Here is a 17,348-nt window from a genome sequence, read left to right as displayed (position 1 = left end):
TTTTTTTATGCTAGAAGGGTCCATAGCCGATCCACAGGCTGATGACCATGAAGGCGGCACATGCCACAATCCATACGAGCATGATCGGCCAGACGAACCTGAGCCATTTCTCATACGGAATGTTGGCGATGCTGAGGCCTGCCATCAGGATGGCCGATGTCGGGAACAGGTAGTTCGACAGGCCATCCCCCATCTGGAAGGCCAGAACAACCGATTGGCGGGGCACGCCGACGATATCCCCGATGGGCGCCATCAGCGGGATGGTCGTTGCCGCCTGGCCGGAACCGGACGGGATGAAGAAGTTGATGATGAACTGGGTGAAGAACATGCCGACCGCCGCAATGGAAGCGGGCAGTCCTTCCAGTATGGAACTGACCGAGAAGATGACCGTATCGATGATGGTACCGTCTTCCAGTATCAGCAGGATACATCTGGCAAGTCCGACGATGAGTGCACCGAATGTGACTTCCTTAGCCCCTTTTATGAAGTCTTCGGCAATGCCGTTCGGTGTATTGCCCCCGACGAGTCCCGAAAGGATGCCCATGGCAAGGAATATTGCGGCAAGATCGGTGCCCGTCGACCAGCCCTGTACGACACCATAGATGATGAGGCCGAAACCAAGAAGTATAATCAGAAGGACGAAGATATGCCTTGTCGTCAGATCCTTGAATGCATAGGATTCCTTCCCGGCATTCTTCTCGAGCCCGTAGACATAGCTGTTGGTCATATCCTTCTGGACCCGCTTGCCGTATCGGTATACAAAGAATGCAGCGATGATGACAAATACGATCTGGACGATGATCCTGTAGAACATTCCGGAAAACAGGGGCAGTCCGGCAACTTCCTGAGCGACACCGACCGTGAATATGTTCATGAACCCGCCTGCAAAGCCTGCCGCAGCGCCCAGGGCAACCATTGCCATGCCAGTCATGGCATCCATGCCGAGGGAACGTGCAAGCATGATTCCCATTGGAATGAATATCAGGGTGGATTCGGCCATGCCGAATGTGGCACCGCCAAGCGAGAAGATGAGCATCGTCAGTGGGATCAGGACGATCTCCCGATTCTTGAGCAGTGAGACGACCTTGTTGATGCCGGCTTCTATCGCCCCGGTCCCGTTGATCATCCCGAATGCTCCGCCGATGAGGAAGATGAGGAAGATGATGCCTGCCGCATCCGTCATGCCTGCAGGGACGACGCGGAATATTTCAGTCCAGTGGACAGGTGTCTGTTCAGTGAACTCGAAAGATGTTTCATCCACGACGAGGATGCCGTTCTCATTTTCAAGTCTGTCATACTCCCCTGCGGGGATGACATAGCTCAAAAGCATCGCCAGAATGACGATGGAATAGATGAGGACGAAAGCGTGGGGTACTTTTATGTATTTCATTTTCAATCCTCCTATGCTGTTGGTGCTTTTAATTATACTTGAGTGATGGGATATGGCAACCTTCCATACATAAATTTCAAATGATTCAATCTTTTTATATTTTAAAATAAATGTATAATGGAAACATCAAATTGTAAGGGGAGATTGTATGGACAGAGGGGAACAATCAGAACAGAGGCCCACGGGATTCAGATTCCCGCATACTTATGCAATCCTTTTTTCGGTCGTCATCATTGCAGCAGCGCTAAGCTATGTCATTCCTGCCGGAGAGTTCGAACGGGTGGAAGTGGGGGACAGGACGGAAGTGGTGCCCGGGAGCTACACGGCGGTAGAACAGAGTCCGGTGTCATTCTTTGAGCTGTTCAAAGCGATTCCCACCGGTCTGATTGATGGGGCGAACATCATATTCTATATATTCCTGGTCGGCGGTGCATTCGGCATCATCAGGGCGACAGGTGCAATCGAAGCGGCCATCCAGAAGGTGATGCTCATGGTCAAGGGGAACGAAAGGCTGATGATTCCGGTCATCATGCTCGTGTTTTCGATTCTGGGTTTCACAACAGGCATGGCGGAAGAGGCCATCATATTCGTTCCCATAGGCATCGTTCTGGCAACAGCACTTGGGTATGACGCGATGGTGGGTACAGCCATGGTGACACTGGGCGCGGCTTCCGGATTCATCGGAGGCATGCTCAACCCCTTTACAGTGGGGATCGCCCAGGAGATTGCGGAACTGACGATATTTTCAGGCTGGCAGTTCAGGAGCGTCGTCTATTTCTTTGTATTGGGAATAGCTATCCTGTATGTCATGCATTATGCGAAAAAGGTGAAGAAGGATCCCGAATCCAGTCTGGTCTATGAGGAGGCCCGGAAGGGGCATGTCAATTTCACGGATGACGTGATGAATTTCGACGAGTTAAAAAAGCGGCATATCATGATTCTTATCACATTTACAGTCGGTATCATCATCAACATATACGGCATCTTCCAGCATGGCTGGTTCCTGACGGAACTGTCCGCCAACTTTTTTGTGATCGGCCTCATCGCCGGACTTGTCGGCGGGATGAAGATCAACGACATATTCGATGCCTTCATCGACGGCATGAAACTTGTCGTCTATGGTGCGATCATCGTCGGTTTTGCAAGGGCCATTGTCGTGGTGCTTGAGTCCGGCGTCATCATAGATTCGGTCATCAATGGAATGAGCAGTGTGCTCGACTTCCTCCCGCCATCCATTACGGCGCTTGGGATGCTCGTCATCCAGGTTGTCATCAACTTCTTCATTCCTTCCGGCTCCGGACAGGCGATGACGACGATGCCGATCATGACGCCGATTGCGGATCTTCAGGAGATTCCAAGGCAGGTCGCCGTACTCGCCTACCAGTACGGGGATGCGATCACGAATACAATCATACCGACTTCTGCGTCATTGATGGGTGTTCTGGCAGTTTCAGGAATCCCCTACATCAAATGGGTCAGGTTTGTATGGAAAGTGACGCTGATGTGGCTCATCATAGCTGCCGCCGCTCTGGTCGTGGCGACGGTGATGGGCATTTCATAGGACATGGGAAAGGCCGGCGGAATCGCCGGCCTTTCGTGATGCATCATGGATTCGTGTCCTCCCGTTTCAGGGCGTCCCTGATCTCCCTGAGCAGAACGGTCTGTTCGTCTTCGGCTGCTTCCTCGACGAAGCGGTTCCGCGTCAGTATATTGACCACTTTTATAAATACGAATATCGCTGCTGCGATGATGATGAAGTCGATGATCGCCTGGATGAAGACACCGTATGTAATCCCCCTGTAGGCCCATTCCGAAGTGAAATCGGTATTGCCGAATATGAGGGCGATGGACGGCATGATGATGTTTTCAACGAGTGCAGTGACGATTTTGCTGAATGCCGCGCCTATGACAACGGCGACTGCAAGGTCCAGTACATTGCCTCTGAGTATGAAATCCCTGAATTCCTGCCACATGCTGGTTCCTCCGAAATTTTTAGTTATAGATTCAGCATCCATCATACAACAAATGCATGTACTTGCAAGGGAGATGGCGTAATCACTTTATTTATATTGATGTTGATATATACTTGAATGTGGAGCGGGTGTATATTTGCTAGAGTCTCCATGATGTGTTAGTATCAATAATTGTTTTGTAAGTTGCGTTACAAAAAGTAATTAATGGGAATAACTAATCCAAAGGAGGAGTAAAATGGAAGAGAACAACCAAGGAAAATTAACACCGGTTTTTTGGATATCACTTGTTATCGTATCTGCTCTTGTCCTTTACGGGACGTTCTTTTCAGAGAACTTCGAAAGCGTAACGGGAGTCCTCACGGGCTTTATAACGAGCAACTTCAGTTGGTATTATGTATCGCTGACGACGATTTTCATCTTGTTTTGCCTGATATTCGTCTTTACACCGATGGGGCAGATCCGTCTTGGCAAGCCGACGGAAAAACCTGAGTTCAAAACGATGTCATGGTTTGCCATGCTGTTCAGTGCCGGCATGGGTATCGGACTTGTATTCTGGGGCGCGGCTGAACCGATCAGCCACTATTTCACCCCCCCGACTGCCGACCCTGAATCAGATGAAGCGATGAAGGAATCATTGCGGAGAACATTCTTCCACTGGGGCTTCCATGCATGGGCAGTCTATGCAGTCGTGGGGCTGGCTCTGGCGTTTGCCCAGTTCAGACGGAATGAGCCCGGCTTGATTTCGAGTACATTGCGGCCGATTCTTGGCAAGCGTGTGGATGGGCCGATTGGCACAGCAATCGACGTGCTGGCTGTGTTCGCCACAATCGCCGGGGTGGCGACTTCCCTCGGCCTTGGTGTCATGCAGATCAATGGTGGCTTGAGCTACCTGTTCGGCATTCCGAACAACATCTATGTGCAGATCATCATCATTGCCATCATTACTGTGCTGTTCATGTACAGTGCATGGACGGGACTATCCAAAGGGATCCAGTACTTGAGTAATGCGAATATGGTCCTTGGCGGCCTTCTGTTGATCTTTACGCTTGTACTTGGGCCAACTGTTCTGATCCTTAACATGTGGACGGATACTTTCGGTGGTATGATCGGCAACTTTGTAAACATGAGTTACGATGTTGCACCGCTCAATCAGGATAAGAACGATTGGCTCGGCGCCTGGACAATCTATTACTGGGGCTGGTGGATGAGCTGGAGCCCATTCGTAGGGATCTTCATCGCACGGGTGTCACGCGGCCGTACAATCCGTGAGTTTGTCCTGGCAGTCATGATCGGGCCGGCCGTACTCAGCTTCTTCTGGTTCAGTGTCTTCGGGGTCACTGCCATCGAATCGGATAGACAGGTCGGTGGATTTGCAGACCTTGCGACTGAAGCCGTGCTGTTTGAAATGTTCAACAATCTGCCGTTTGGCCTGATCGTCTCACTTATCGCGGTGCTGCTGATCGGCACATTCTTCATCACTTCTGCTGATTCGGCAACATTCGTATTGGGTATGCAGACGACGAACGGATCGCTCACGCCACCAAACAGAACGAAAATGATCTGGGGGATTGCCCAGGTTGCTATTGCGATCGTTCTGCTCATGGGCGGCGGACTGACATCACTCCAGGCAGCAGCGATCATTTCGGCATTCCCATTCTCGATCATTCTCATACTCATGATGATTGCAACCTACAAGGATGTTGCGAAAGAGCAGAGATCACTGAATCTCCTCATCGAACCTAACTACGAAGGTACGGAGTATGAAAAGCTGATGAAGGATCATGAGGAAAAACAGAAACTGGATGATGAAAAAGCAGCCAGAGAAAACAATTAAATTAATATATAGTTATGGAAATGACCTATAGACATAAGTTTTACTTATTGCTATAGGTCATTTTTTTGTATCGAAATTATGGCTGAATTGGAAGGGACGGCGTTTACATCGCTTATGTAAAGATATACAATTGATACGAACGGTCATATGACTGGAATATTGATAGGGGGCTATTACAATGAGTCAAAATGTTAATGAAGCTGCCAAGAAGTCGTTCAATGTCGGCGGCAAGGACTATAACTACTATAGTCTGAAGACATTGACTGAACGGGGCATGTCTGAAACACACAAATTGCCATACTCCGTCAGAGTGCTGCTTGAATCAGTGCTGCGCCAGTACGACGGCAGTGTCATCAATGATGAACATATCGAATCTTTGGCAACTTGGGACAAAGGCGACAACCAAGGAAAAGAAGTGCCATTCAAACCTTCACGCGTCATTCTCCAGGACTTTACTGGTGTGCCGGCGGTCGTCGACCTGGCATCTCTCAGAAAAGCGATGGATGATGTAGGTGGAGATGTACAGAAGATCAATCCTGAAGTGCCTGTCGACCTCGTCATCGACCACTCGGTACAGGTGGATGCCTACGGTACTGAAGATTCACTCAGACTGAACATGGAGCTCGAGTTCGAAAGGAACGAAGAACGCTATGAATTCCTGCACTGGGCAACGAAGGCGTTCGACAACTATAAAGCCGTTCCGCCTGCAACAGGCATCGTCCACCAGGTGAACCTCGAGTACCTGGCGAATGTTGTCCATGTCAAAGAAGACGGCGATGAACTTGTGACATTCCCGGACACTCTTGTCGGTACGGATTCCCATACTACAATGATCAATGGTCTTGGCGTACTTGGCTGGGGTGTCGGCGGCATCGAAGCTGAAGCCGGAATGCTCGGACAGCCATCCTACTTCCCTGTACCTGAAGTCGTCGGCGTGCGCATGACGAATGGCCTGCCGGAAGGTGCTACAGCGACAGACCTTGCGCTGCGTGTCACTGAACTTCTGCGCAAGCATGGTGTTGTAGGAAAGTTCGTCGAATTCTTCGGCCAGGGTGTGACAGAGCTTCCACTCGCTGACAGGGCGACAATCGCGAACATGGCACCTGAATACGGTGCAACATGCGGCTTCTTCCCTGTTGATGATGAGACGCTCGAATACATGAAACTCACAGGGCGCAGTGAAGAGCATATCGATATCGTCAAGACGTACCTTCAGGAGAATGACATGTACTTCGATCCGGCAAACGAACCGGTATACAGCGAAGTCGTTGATCTCGACCTCTCCACAGTTGAACCTGCACTTGCCGGACCTAAACGTCCACAGGACCTGATCCAGCTGTCCGACATGAAGGAAGAGTACAGAAAATCCATCACAGCCGAAAGCGGCAACCATGGTCACGGTCTGGATGAAGCGGAATTCGACAAGAAGACGACAGTCAAGTTCAATGATGGCAAAGAAGTTGAAATGAAGACCGGCGACCTCGCCATCGCAGCCATCACTTCATGTACGAATACATCCAACCCTTACGTCATGCTCGGGGCAGGCCTGATTGCGAAGAAAGCAGTTGAAAAAGGTCTGGAAGTACCGGCATATGTGAAAACTTCACTGGCGCCAGGTTCGAAAGTCGTTACAGGCTACCTGGAAGACTCCGGTCTGCAGGAATATCTCGATAAGCTCGGATTCAACCTTGTAGGTTACGGTTGTACGACATGCATCGGCAACTCCGGTCCATTGCTTCCTGAAATTACAGAAGCGATTACTGAAAGCGACCTGCTTGTAAGTTCCGTGCTTTCCGGAAACCGTAACTTCGAAGGCAGGATCCACCCGCTTGTCAAAGCGAACTATCTTGCTTCACCACCATTGATTGTTGCATATGCACTCGCTGGTACAGTGGACATCGATCTGCGCAATGAACCACTCGGCAAGGACAAGGAGGGCAACGATGTCTTCATGAAGGACATCTGGCCATCCACCCAGGAAGTCAAGGATGCAGTAATGGGCAACGTCAGTCCTGAACTCTTCAGGAAGGAATACGAAAGGGTATTCGATGCCAACGAAATCTGGAACAACATCGAAACGACGGATGCACCGCTCTACGACTTCAATCCGGAGTCCACATACATCCAGAATCCATCATTCTTCCAGAACCTCTCTACAGAGCCTGGCAAAGTGGAATCGCTGAGCGGCCTGCGTGTACTCGGCAAATTCGGAGACTCCGTTACGACCGACCACATTTCACCTGCGGGTGCGATCGGCAAGGACACACCTGCCGGCAAATGGCTGATCGAACAGGGCGTATCTCCAAGAAACTTCAACTCATACGGTTCCCGTCGTGGTAACCACGAAGTCATGCTCCGCGGCACATTCGCCAACATCCGTATCCGCAACCAGATTGCAGACGGCAAAGAGGGCGGATTCACAACGTACTGGCCGACTGGTGAAGTCATGAGCATCTATGATGCTGCAATGAAATATCAGCAGGATGGCACAGGACTCGTCGTCATCGCCGGAGACGACTACGGTATGGGATCGAGCCGGGACTGGGCAGCCAAAGGTACGAATCTTCTCGGTGTTGAAGCAGTCATTGCAGCAAGCTATGAGCGGATCCACCGTTCGAACCTTGTAATGATGGGTGTCCTTCCATTGCAGTTCGTTGATGGAGAGGATGCAGATACACTCGGATTCGACGGTAGCGAGACATTCGACATCCAGGTCGGTGAAGATGTCAGGCCTGGACACGTCCTTGATGCTGTGGCAACAAACCAGGACGGCAAGAAGACCGAGTTCAAAGTCAAGGCACGCTTCGATTCAGAAGTTGAAGTGGACTACTACCGCAATGGCGGTATCCTGCAGCTTGTACTCAGAAACAAACTTAAAGAGCAGTAATATTAAAATAACCCATCTCTTCTTGAGATGGGTTATTGCTTTTATTTGCTTTCGAATATGACTTCATCATCCTCAGAGTCTATAACCAGTTCCGTATCTTCAAAGTACCATAGGTCCGATTCCTTGATGAAGACCTGTATGCCATCGTAATCGAATACTTTGCTGTCGGAGGGGATGCGTTCTACTGTCAATGCTGGAGAGAACCCCTGTTTCAGCTGTGTTTCACCGCCATACCTTACATAGATGTTTACGCCCTGTCCTTCTTCCGGATCCAGTTCTTCCTTCATCCAATCCAGTGCACGATCTGTAACTTCCAACATTTCCATCATCCCTTCTGCTACATGAATGTAATTTTGGATTCTGTACCATCCATTATACGTTTAATGTTGGAGATATGTCTAACGACAATGACTACGGCGATGATGAACGAAAAGGCAATCAGCAGCGGATCCCTGAAGACCAGCGAAAGAATAAAGAATAAGACGGCACTCACTATGCTGGAAAGGGATACATATTTGCTGATTTTTAACGTTATCAGAAAAGCGGACAGGAGCAGGATGAAAAGCAGGGGGTTGTATGCCAGTACGGCACCTGCACTTGTAGCGACAGCTTTTCCACCCTTGAACTTCAGGAATATGGAGTAGACATGACCGATGGCTGCTACAAGCCCCGGGATGAATATATGCATATCCACATCGAGGAGCATTGCGGCAAACACTGGAAGCGCCCCTTTGAACATGTCCAGCAGAAGCACGACGATGCCGGCTTTCTTGCCAAGGATCCTGAAAGTGTTGGTTGTACCTATATTGCCGCTGCCATGCTGCCTGAGATCAATCTTATAGAACCAGATGCCGATCAGAAGGCTGAAAGGTGTGGAGCCCAGAAGGTAGCTCAATATCAGGAGTATTATGATCGTTTCCATTTTAAAACCCCTTTATTATCAGGTACTAACAGTTTACCATAAATTTTAAGTGGGGTATAATAAAATATAGTTTACCATAAATTTATTATGTAAACTATATTACTCATATGCAATGTGAATCCATTGATTATGGTTGCAATCATCACGCTTTTGTATAAAAATAGAACATGAGATAAAAATAACGAACATACGTTTGTGGGAGGAAATCCGATTTGGCAAGACAGAATACTTATAACGATGATTCAATACAAATACTTGAAGGTCTGGACGCCGTAAGGAAAAGGCCGGGGATGTATGTCGGTTCAACCGATCATAGGGGACTGCACCACCTGGTGTACGAGATCACCGACAATTCGGTCGACGAAGTCATCAATGGCTACGGCGATGAAATAAATATCACCATCAATCCGGATGAAAGCATCACCATCCGGGATAATGGCCGCGGCATGCCGACAGGCATGCATACATCCGGCAAGCCGACACCGGAAGTCATATTCACCGTACTGCATGCCGGCGGCAAGTTCGGTGCCGGCGGATACAAGACATCCGGCGGTCTGCACGGCGTGGGTGCTTCGGTCGTCAACGCCCTGAGCGAGTGGGTGGAAATCACAATCTACCGGGACGGGAAGGTGCATGAAATGTCCTTTAAGGACGGGGGGGAGCTCGACCGTCCATTGGAGGTGACCGGAAAGACGAAAAGGACCGGTACCGAAGTGACATTCAGACCGGATGGGGAAATCTTCAAATCCGGCACTTCATTCCACTTTGAGACGATTATGGAAAGAATGCGGGAATCCGCCTTCCTGCAGAAGGGGATGCGGATCTCCATTACGGACAGGCGTCCCGAGGAGCCGCTCGAGGAAGTATTCCAATATGATGATGGTCTGAAATCCTTCATCAACTTCCTGAATGAAGGCAAGGATGCGATCGGGGACGTGGTCATGTTCTCCGGCGAATACAATGACATCCTGGCGGAAGTGAGCTTCCAGTACAATGACCAGTACAGTGAAACGCTGATCTCCTTCGTCAACAATGTGCGGACAAAGGACGGCGGTACGCACGAAGTCGGCTTCAAGACCGGCTTCACCCGTGTATTCAATGAGTATGCACGGAAAATCAACGAATTGAAGGACAAGGACAAGAACCTCGAGGGCAATGACATCAGGGAAGGCCTGACTGCAGTCATCTCGGTGAAGATCCCTGAAAACCTGCTCCAGTTCGAGGGCCAGACGAAGAGCAAGCTCGGTACGAGCGAAGCGCGGAATGTCATGGAATCGCTGATGAGCGACCATCTTCCCTATTATCTGGAGGAGAATGGTGCACTGAGCACCCAGCTCGTCAAGAAGGCGATCAAGGCAAGAGGTGTCAGGGAAACGGCACGGAAAGCCCGTGAGGAAGCGAGAAACGGCAAGAAGCGCCGCAAGGATACGCTGCTGTCCGGGAAGCTGACACCTGCACAGAGCCGCAACGCCAAGAAGAATGAACTGTACCTGGTCGAGGGGGACTCTGCAGGCGGATCTGCCAAGCAGGGGCGCGACAGGCGGTTCCAGGCCATCCTGCCGCTGCGCGGCAAGGTCATCAATACCGAGAAGGCGAAGTTTGAGGATATATTCAAAAATGAAGAGATCAATACCATCATCCACACGATCGGCGCAGGCGTCGGGACTGAATTCAGTGTGGATGATACCAACTACGACAAGATCGTCATCATGACCGATGCCGATACGGATGGAGCGCATATCCAGGTACTGCTGCTTACATTCTTCTTCAACTACATGCGTCCGCTCTTTGATGCGGGCAAGATCTACATCGCCCTGCCGCCATTATTCCAGCTGAAAAAGAAGACCAAAAAGAAGGAGGATGTGCGGTATGTCTGGACGGAGGATGAATTGATCGAGGCCCAGAAGGAAATGGGCAAAAACGTCGAACTCCAGCGCTACAAGGGTCTCGGTGAAATGATGCCGGAACAGCTGTGGGAAACGACGATGAATCCGGAGACACGGACATTGATCCAGGTGCGGATTGAAGACGAGGCACTTTCCCTGAAACGTGTCACAACGCTCATGGGGGACAATGTCGAGATGCGGAGAAAGTGGATTGAATCCAATGTCAGCTTCACACTCGAAGATGCAGACAGCATATTGGGAAATGAGGATGTCACAAAACTGGGAGAAAGTGGTGAATTGAATGACTGAACAAGTTCAGCAGCTACAACTTGAAGATGTCATCGGCGACCGTTTCGGCCGCTACAGCAAATATGTCATCCAGGACCGTGCCATCCCTGATGTCAGGGATGGACTGAAACCGGTCCAGCGGCGTATCCTGTACGCAATGTACAAGGAAGGGAATACATTTGAAAAAAGCTTCAGGAAAAGTGCCAAAACGGTGGGGAATGTCATCGGGAACTACCATCCGCATGGAGACTCCAGTGTCTATGAAGCAATGGTCCGCCTCTCCCAGGAATGGAAGATGCGGGAGGAACTGGTCGACATGCACGGCAACAAGGGGAGTGTCGATGGCGACCCGCCGGCTGCGATGCGGTATACCGAGGCGAGGCTTTCCGAGATCTCCAATGAAATGCTCAGGGACATCAACAAAAATACGGTTGATTTCATCAACAACTTCGATGATACGGAGATGGAGCCGACCGTCCTGCCTTCAAAATTCCCGAATCTGCTCGTCAATGGCTCGACGGGCATTTCCGCAGGCTATGCGACGGACATCCCTCCGCATAACCTTGAAGAGGTCATCGATGCGACATTGAAGGTCATTGATAAGTCCTCTGCCTCCGTCGATGAACTGATGGAGATCGTCAAAGGCCCGGATTTCCCTACAGGGGGCATCATCCAGGGCAAGGACCAGATTAGGAAAGCGTATGAGACCGGACGCGGGAAGATCATCGTCCGGAGCAGGGTACGGACCGAGGACACCAGGGGCGGCAAGACCCATATCATCATCGATGAACTGCCGTTCGAAGTGAACAAGGCGAACCTTGTCAAAAAGATGGATGAAATCCGTGCCGACCGCAAGGTGGATGGCATCATCGAGGTCAGGGATGAAACCGACCGCGAGGGCATGCGCATCATTGTGGAAGTGAAGAAGGATGCGAATGTCGAAGGCATCATCAACTACTTCTACAAGAAGACGGACCTTCAGGTGTCCTACAACTTCAATATGGTGGCCATCAGCGACAGGGCGCCGAAGCAGCTTGGCCTGAAGGAGATACTGGAGAGCTACATCGCCCACCAGAAGGCGGTGATCCTCAACCGCTCGCAGCATGAACTGTCGGAAGCCGAGCGCAGGATGCACATCATCGAAGGGCTGATGCATGCGCTGTCCATACTGGATGAGGTCATCCGGGTGATCCGGGAGTCGAACAACAAGCGCAACGCCAAGGAGAATCTGGTGGAAGCCTTCAGCTTTACGGAGGCCCAGGCGGAAGCCATCGTCATGCTCCAGCTGTATCGGCTGACGAACACCGATATCGCGGAGCTTGAAACGGAGCACAGCGAACTCGAATATACGATCAACCAGCTGCGCGAAATACTGGGCAATGAAAAGCAGCTGCTCAAAGTGATCAAAAAAGAGCTGCGGGACATCAAAAAGAAATATGCTACACCGCGCAAAAGTACGGTGGAGGAAGAGATAGAGAACATCGAGCTCGAAAAGGAAGTGCTGATCGCCAAGGAGGAGGTGGTCGTGTCATTGACGAAGGAAGGCTACATGAAGCGCACCAGCCTGAGGAGCTACAATGCGAGCACCCCGGACGAGATCGGCATGAAGGAGGACGACCATGTGCTCCTTGCCCGCCATGCGCATACACTGGAGCATCTGCTCGTCTTCACCAACCTCGGCAACTACATGATCATTCCGGTCCATGAACTGCCCGAGATCAGATGGAAGGACAACGGCCAGCATCTCTCGAACCGCTTCAGGCTCGGAGCGGATGAATCGCCGGTGACGGCTTTCGTCATCGAAGCGTATCAGGATGGCATCTCCGTCGTGACGGCCACAAGACGGGGACAGATTAAACAGACGGAGCTTAAAGCCTATGAAGCGAGCCGGATCAGGCGTCCGATTTCCAGCATCAGCCTCAAAAAGGACGATCAGGTGATTTCCGTGGCACTCTCTGAGGGAGGAACGGAGGACGTCCTGCTGATCACACAGAAGGGCATCTCCCTGAGATACCCGCTATCGGAAGTCAATCCGGTCGGCCTGAAGGCGCAGGGCGTCAGGGCGATCCAGCTGAAACCGGATGATGCGCTCGTCTTCTCGGGGCTCGTTTCCAATGAAAAGTTCCTCGTGACGGTCTCCCAGCGGGGCGCAGTCAAACGGACGGCCATCGACACATTCGAAAGAGGCGCCAGGGCGCAGGTGGGCAGCACGCTGCTCAAGGAAATCAAATCGAAGCCCCATCGCATCATCGGCGCCCGGCTCATCGAAAACAATATCGGCATGATCCTCCATTCGCAAAATTCCAGTTTCAGACTGGATGCCAGATCAATCCGGGTGAGCGGCAAATATGCCAACGGCTCATTCGTCGTGGACGAAAATGAATTCGGTGAAGTTGAGAGTGTCGTATTTGAAGCGGTGCAATAGTCCGAATAGTCCAACTTGAATTTTGGGCTTTAAAGCGCTTTCCCAAATGATATAATATTTGTTATATCAGGAGGTGCTTTATGGATTTTGAAGGAATTGTCCCAGATTGGTTTAAAAGTTTTGTGGACATGGGAAACACCCTGCTGTGGGGGGACTTCCTCATCGGGCTGCTTATTCTTGCAGGTCTTTATTTTTCCATCAGCTCGAGGTTTGTCCAATTCAGATGGTTCAAAGAGATGTTCAAAGTGATTACGGAAAAGGCGGAGACGCTGCCTGACGGCAGGAAAGGGATAGCACCTTTCCAGGCGTTCGCCATCAGTGCCGCTTCACGTGTCGGCACCGGAAACATCGCAGGTGTAGCGACGGCAATCGTGCTCGGGGGCCCCGGGGCGATATTCTGGATGTGGATGATTGCGTTCTTTGGCGCAGCAACGGCATTCTTCGAATCGACGCTTGCGCAGGTCTACAAGGTGAAGGACCGGGAGGGCGGCTTCCGAGGGGGCCCCGCCTACTATATGGAGAAGGGGCTCAACCAGAGGTGGCTCGGCCTGTTCTTCGCAGTGCTGATCACCATTACTTTCGCCTTCGTCTTCAATGGGCTGCAGGCGAATACCATCGCCCATGCCTATGAAGAGGCGTTCAACCTCGACAGATGGGTGGTCGGCATCGTCATCGCCGCCTTTACAGCCATCGTCATCTTCGGCGGCGCCCGGAGGATTGCAAGTGTGGCCGGCTATATCGTACCGGTCATGGCGGTCATCTATCTGCTGGTCGTCTTCGTCATACTCATCATCAACTACGATCAGATCATTCCGATGCTTTCTGCGATCGTCACGAATGCGTTCGGCATCCGGGAAGTGTTCGGCGGCGCCCTCGGCGCAGCGATACTGAACGGCTTCCAGAGGGGGCTGTTCTCCAATGAAGCCGGCATGGGTTCCGCGCCCAACGCTGCAGCATCCGCTGCGGTCAGCCACCCTGTCAAGCAGGGGCTGATACAGGCGCTCGGCGTCTTCTTCGACACGATGATCGTCTGTACGGCAACGGCCATCCTGATCCTGATGTATACGGATCTGAGCTATGGAGCCGATGCGCTCCAGGGCATCCAGGTCACACAGGCGGCAATGACGGAGCAGATCGGCTCCTTCGGGGCAATTTTCATTGCGATCGTCATCCTGCTCTTCGCCTACAGTTCCATCCTTGGAAACTACTTCTATGGCCAGAGCAACCTGAACTACATCAGGGAGAACCGGGTGCTGCTGCTTGTATTCAAAGCACTCGTCGTCGTCATGGTCTTCATTGGAGCGGTGATGGACCTTGAGACGGCATGGGCTACAGCAGACATGTTCATGGCACTCATGGCAGTGACCAACCTCGTTGCGGTATTCGGCCTGAGCAATGTCGTCTGGCAGGTTGCTGCAGACTACAAGGCACAGCTCAAAATGGGCAGGAATCCGGTCTTCGAGACGAACAATATCAAAGCAGATCTGACCGAGGTCGACGAATGGGGCGAGAACCGCTACGCCCAGCGTGGTGACGGACGGTCCTGATGATTGCATAACAAAAAGAGCAGACCATATGGTCTGCTCTTTTCTAGTTGAAGAGTGATCTGAAGAAGGAGACGATGCTGTCGAAGAAATCGGATGCCGCCTTCTTGAATGATTCCCACGCGCTGGACTCCTGTATGTCCTGGCCGATCGATTCGGCCTGTTCAGCCGCATTCTGGAACGCTTCACTCGAAGTGATCTGGTCGAGGAGGTTCTGGGCGCTGTCCTTCAGCCTCTCGGCCTCCTCGCTCCGGAAGATGCCGGAGTCCTGGATCTGTATGATGATGACGACGATCCTGTCGATCTGCTCCTGTGTCAGCAGACCGTCGAGGCCATTGGCCGCCATCTGTTCATCAACGATGTCCCTGATCTCCTGTTCAGCGAGATCTCCGCCCTGATTGATGACTTCAACTTTGATGTCGGTGATCATCTTGTTCAACTGCTCCTGCGAGAACCCTTCGACGTTGCTGTTTTCTTCAGCAATGCTGGAGATGGCCTCAAGCTCCTCCTGGGAGTTCTGGGTGCGTTCGGTATCGATGGCCTCCCCTTGGGATTCATAGGCCTTGTAGATGCCGGAGAGGGCACTTTCACCGGTGACATCCTCAGCCGCCCCGATGACCACTTCCGCATCGGTGATGCCGGATGTCAGAAGTGCATTCTTATATGTCTCCTCGGTAATCTCTGTGATTGCCCCCATGCTCTCATCGACTGTGATATCGAGGCCGTGCCCTTGGCTTTCCTGGATGATTCGGATGCTCGATTTGAGCACGGCGTTGCTGTAGTCCTTGCCGATGTACTGCTGTACATCCTCACTGTAGACATATTCGACCTTGTCGCTCTCCTCGGTGCCGAGTATCCCGCGTGTCGAGTCGAGCAGCTGCTGGTCACTCTCAAGCGCTGCACCATACACTGTGACCGCTTCGTCCCATTCCGAGGCCGCCTGGGCCGGAGCCGGCATCAGCAGCACGAGCACCATTGTTAAAAATAATAGTTTTTTCATCATTATCAATCCCTCATTCCTTATATATATTTTACTATATAAGCATATGACACCACAATTTTTTATTCTCCATGGAATAATGGCGACATTATTTCTTTATTATTTTGTGGAAACCGGTTAAAATGATTGATAGATTAATGACAGGAGCATGATTATGGACAATGAATACAGACGTTCCGACAGACCACAGCCCGAGGGGCGGAAGCGGCGCATCCGGAAGCGGGCGCTCATTCCGCTCATCCTGCTTGCAGTGATCATCGGTTCAGTCCTCTATATATACTTTTCATACCAGTCCGGCCTCGATATCGCACGTGAGAACGGTGTCGAACAGGAAGAGATGGAATTCAACGGGACGGACGATAATGACGGCAAGAAGAACATCCTGCTGCTCGGTGCCGACCGGGAGGTGGATGGCGCCCAGCGGACGGACGTCATCATGCTGGCCCAGTATGACTACATGAACAAGGAAATGAAGATGGTTTCCCTCATGCGGGATATATATGTGGAGATTCCGGGGTTCCAGAGCTATAAGATCAATTCGGTCTACTCCCTCGGGGGTGTCGAGCTGCTCAGGCAGACCATCCAGCAGAATTTCGGCATTGAAGTCGAAGAATATGCAGTCATCGACTATCAGGCCTTCGAATCGGTAGTGGATGTGATCAATAAGGACGGCATCATGATCGATGTGGAGAAGGACATGTCGGAGAAGATAGACACCGAACTGAAGCAGGGGGAACAGCGACTTGGAGGTGAAGACCTTCTTGCCTATGCGCGGTTCCGCCAGGACGAAGAGGGTGACTTCGGCCGGGTCAGACGCCAGCAGCAGGTGATCAATGCGGTCAAGGATGAAGCGCTGACCTTCGGCAGCATCCTCAAGCTCCCTAAAATTGCCGGTACCGGCATGGGACACGTCAATACGAGCATGAGCGATGGGGAACTGTACCGGATGATGGCCTCGTTCCTGATACGGGGGGAGAAGGACATCCCGACACTTACCGTGCCGGTGGAGAATACGTACCAGTTCATGGACACGCCGCATGCCGGGAATGTCATAGACCTCGATTTTGAAACGAACAGCCAGTATATCCACGACTTCTTTGAAGGGGACGTGGAGGACCCGGATGCCGGGGAGCCGACCGGGGAGGCCCCGCCGGTGAATGAATAGGAACATAAAAAAGGATGGCGATTACGCCATCCTT

At 51.4% G+C, this 17,348-nt stretch carries 12 protein-coding genes; 7 read left to right on the top strand and 5 right to left on the bottom strand.

Annotation, left to right across the window (positions count from 1 at the left end; translation table 11 throughout):
* Nucleotides 1-10: 10 nt before the first annotated feature.
* Nucleotides 11-1,390, bottom strand: coding sequence for a YfcC family protein (locus tag RQP18_RS07475; protein ID WP_342387116.1), 1,380 nt, complete (start codon nt 1,388-1,390; stop codon nt 11-13).
* 148 nt (nt 1,391-1,538) lie between these two features.
* On the opposite strand from RQP18_RS07475, the gene RQP18_RS07470 reads away from it, so the two are divergent.
* Nucleotides 1,539-2,951, top strand: a complete 1,413-nt coding sequence (locus RQP18_RS07470; RefSeq protein ID WP_342387115.1) for a YfcC family protein — start codon at nt 1,539-1,541, stop codon at nt 2,949-2,951.
* A 43-nt stretch (nt 2,952-2,994) separates the two neighbouring features.
* Here RQP18_RS07470 and mscL read toward each other — a convergent pair whose 3' ends face one another.
* Complete coding sequence (gene mscL / locus RQP18_RS07465) at nt 2,995-3,363, bottom strand: large conductance mechanosensitive channel protein MscL (protein ID WP_342387114.1); 369 nt, start codon at nt 3,361-3,363, stop codon at nt 2,995-2,997.
* Between the two features lie 235 nt (nt 3,364-3,598).
* Between mscL and RQP18_RS07460 the strand changes: the two genes are divergently transcribed.
* Nucleotides 3,599-5,197, top strand: coding sequence for a glycine betaine uptake BCCT transporter (locus RQP18_RS07460; RefSeq protein WP_342387113.1), 1,599 nt, complete (start codon nt 3,599-3,601; stop codon nt 5,195-5,197).
* A gap of 178 nt (nt 5,198-5,375) precedes the next feature.
* Entirely contained in the window at nt 5,376-8,084 is a 2,709-nt protein-coding gene (gene acnA / locus RQP18_RS07455; RefSeq protein ID WP_342387112.1) for an aconitate hydratase AcnA, read from the top strand.
* Between the two features lie 41 nt (nt 8,085-8,125).
* Here acnA and RQP18_RS07450 read toward each other — a convergent pair whose 3' ends face one another.
* Together RQP18_RS07450 and plsY are read right to left on the bottom strand one after the other, a co-directional pair.
* The gene (locus RQP18_RS07450) at nt 8,126-8,413 is read right to left on the bottom strand and encodes a HesB/YadR/YfhF family protein (RefSeq protein WP_373445997.1); all 288 of its coding nucleotides are present in this window, start codon (nt 8,411-8,413) and stop codon (nt 8,126-8,128) included.
* An 8-nt stretch (nt 8,414-8,421) separates the two neighbouring features.
* A complete protein-coding gene (plsY, locus tag RQP18_RS07445) occupies nt 8,422-9,006 on the bottom strand; it encodes a glycerol-3-phosphate 1-O-acyltransferase PlsY (RefSeq protein ID WP_342387110.1) in 585 nt (194 codons plus the stop codon).
* 212 nt (nt 9,007-9,218) lie between these two features.
* Between plsY and parE the strand changes: the two genes are divergently transcribed.
* From parE to RQP18_RS07430, 3 genes are all read left to right on the top strand, one after another.
* A complete protein-coding gene (gene parE, locus RQP18_RS07440) occupies nt 9,219-11,201 on the top strand; it encodes a DNA topoisomerase IV subunit B (RefSeq protein WP_342387109.1) in 1,983 nt (660 codons plus the stop codon).
* The gene (gene parC, locus RQP18_RS07435; protein WP_342387108.1) at nt 11,194-13,605 is read left to right on the top strand and encodes a DNA topoisomerase IV subunit A; all 2,412 of its coding nucleotides are present in this window, start codon (nt 11,194-11,196) and stop codon (nt 13,603-13,605) included. Before parE ends, parC begins: the two co-directional genes overlap by 8 nt.
* A gap of 80 nt (nt 13,606-13,685) precedes the next feature.
* The gene (locus RQP18_RS07430) at nt 13,686-15,152 is read left to right on the top strand and encodes an alanine/glycine:cation symporter family protein (RefSeq protein WP_342387107.1); all 1,467 of its coding nucleotides are present in this window, start codon (nt 13,686-13,688) and stop codon (nt 15,150-15,152) included.
* Between the two features lie 43 nt (nt 15,153-15,195).
* Here RQP18_RS07430 and RQP18_RS07425 read toward each other — a convergent pair whose 3' ends face one another.
* Nucleotides 15,196-16,152, bottom strand: a complete 957-nt coding sequence (locus RQP18_RS07425) for a DUF1002 domain-containing protein (RefSeq protein ID WP_342387106.1) — start codon at nt 16,150-16,152, stop codon at nt 15,196-15,198.
* A 151-nt stretch (nt 16,153-16,303) separates the two neighbouring features.
* Here RQP18_RS07425 and RQP18_RS07420 point away from each other — a divergent pair, with 151 nt between their 5' ends.
* Entirely contained in the window at nt 16,304-17,314 is a 1,011-nt protein-coding gene (locus RQP18_RS07420) for an LCP family protein (protein ID WP_342387105.1), read from the top strand.
* Nucleotides 17,315-17,348 lie beyond the last annotated feature (34 nt).

It is taken from the genome of Salinicoccus sp. Bachu38, assembly GCF_038561955.2.
Taxonomy (GTDB): Bacteria; Bacillota; Bacilli; order Staphylococcales; family Salinicoccaceae; genus Salinicoccus; species Salinicoccus bachuensis.
The sequence above is the reverse complement of the archived record's forward strand: the minus strand, read 5'-3'. Positions and strand labels throughout refer to the sequence as shown.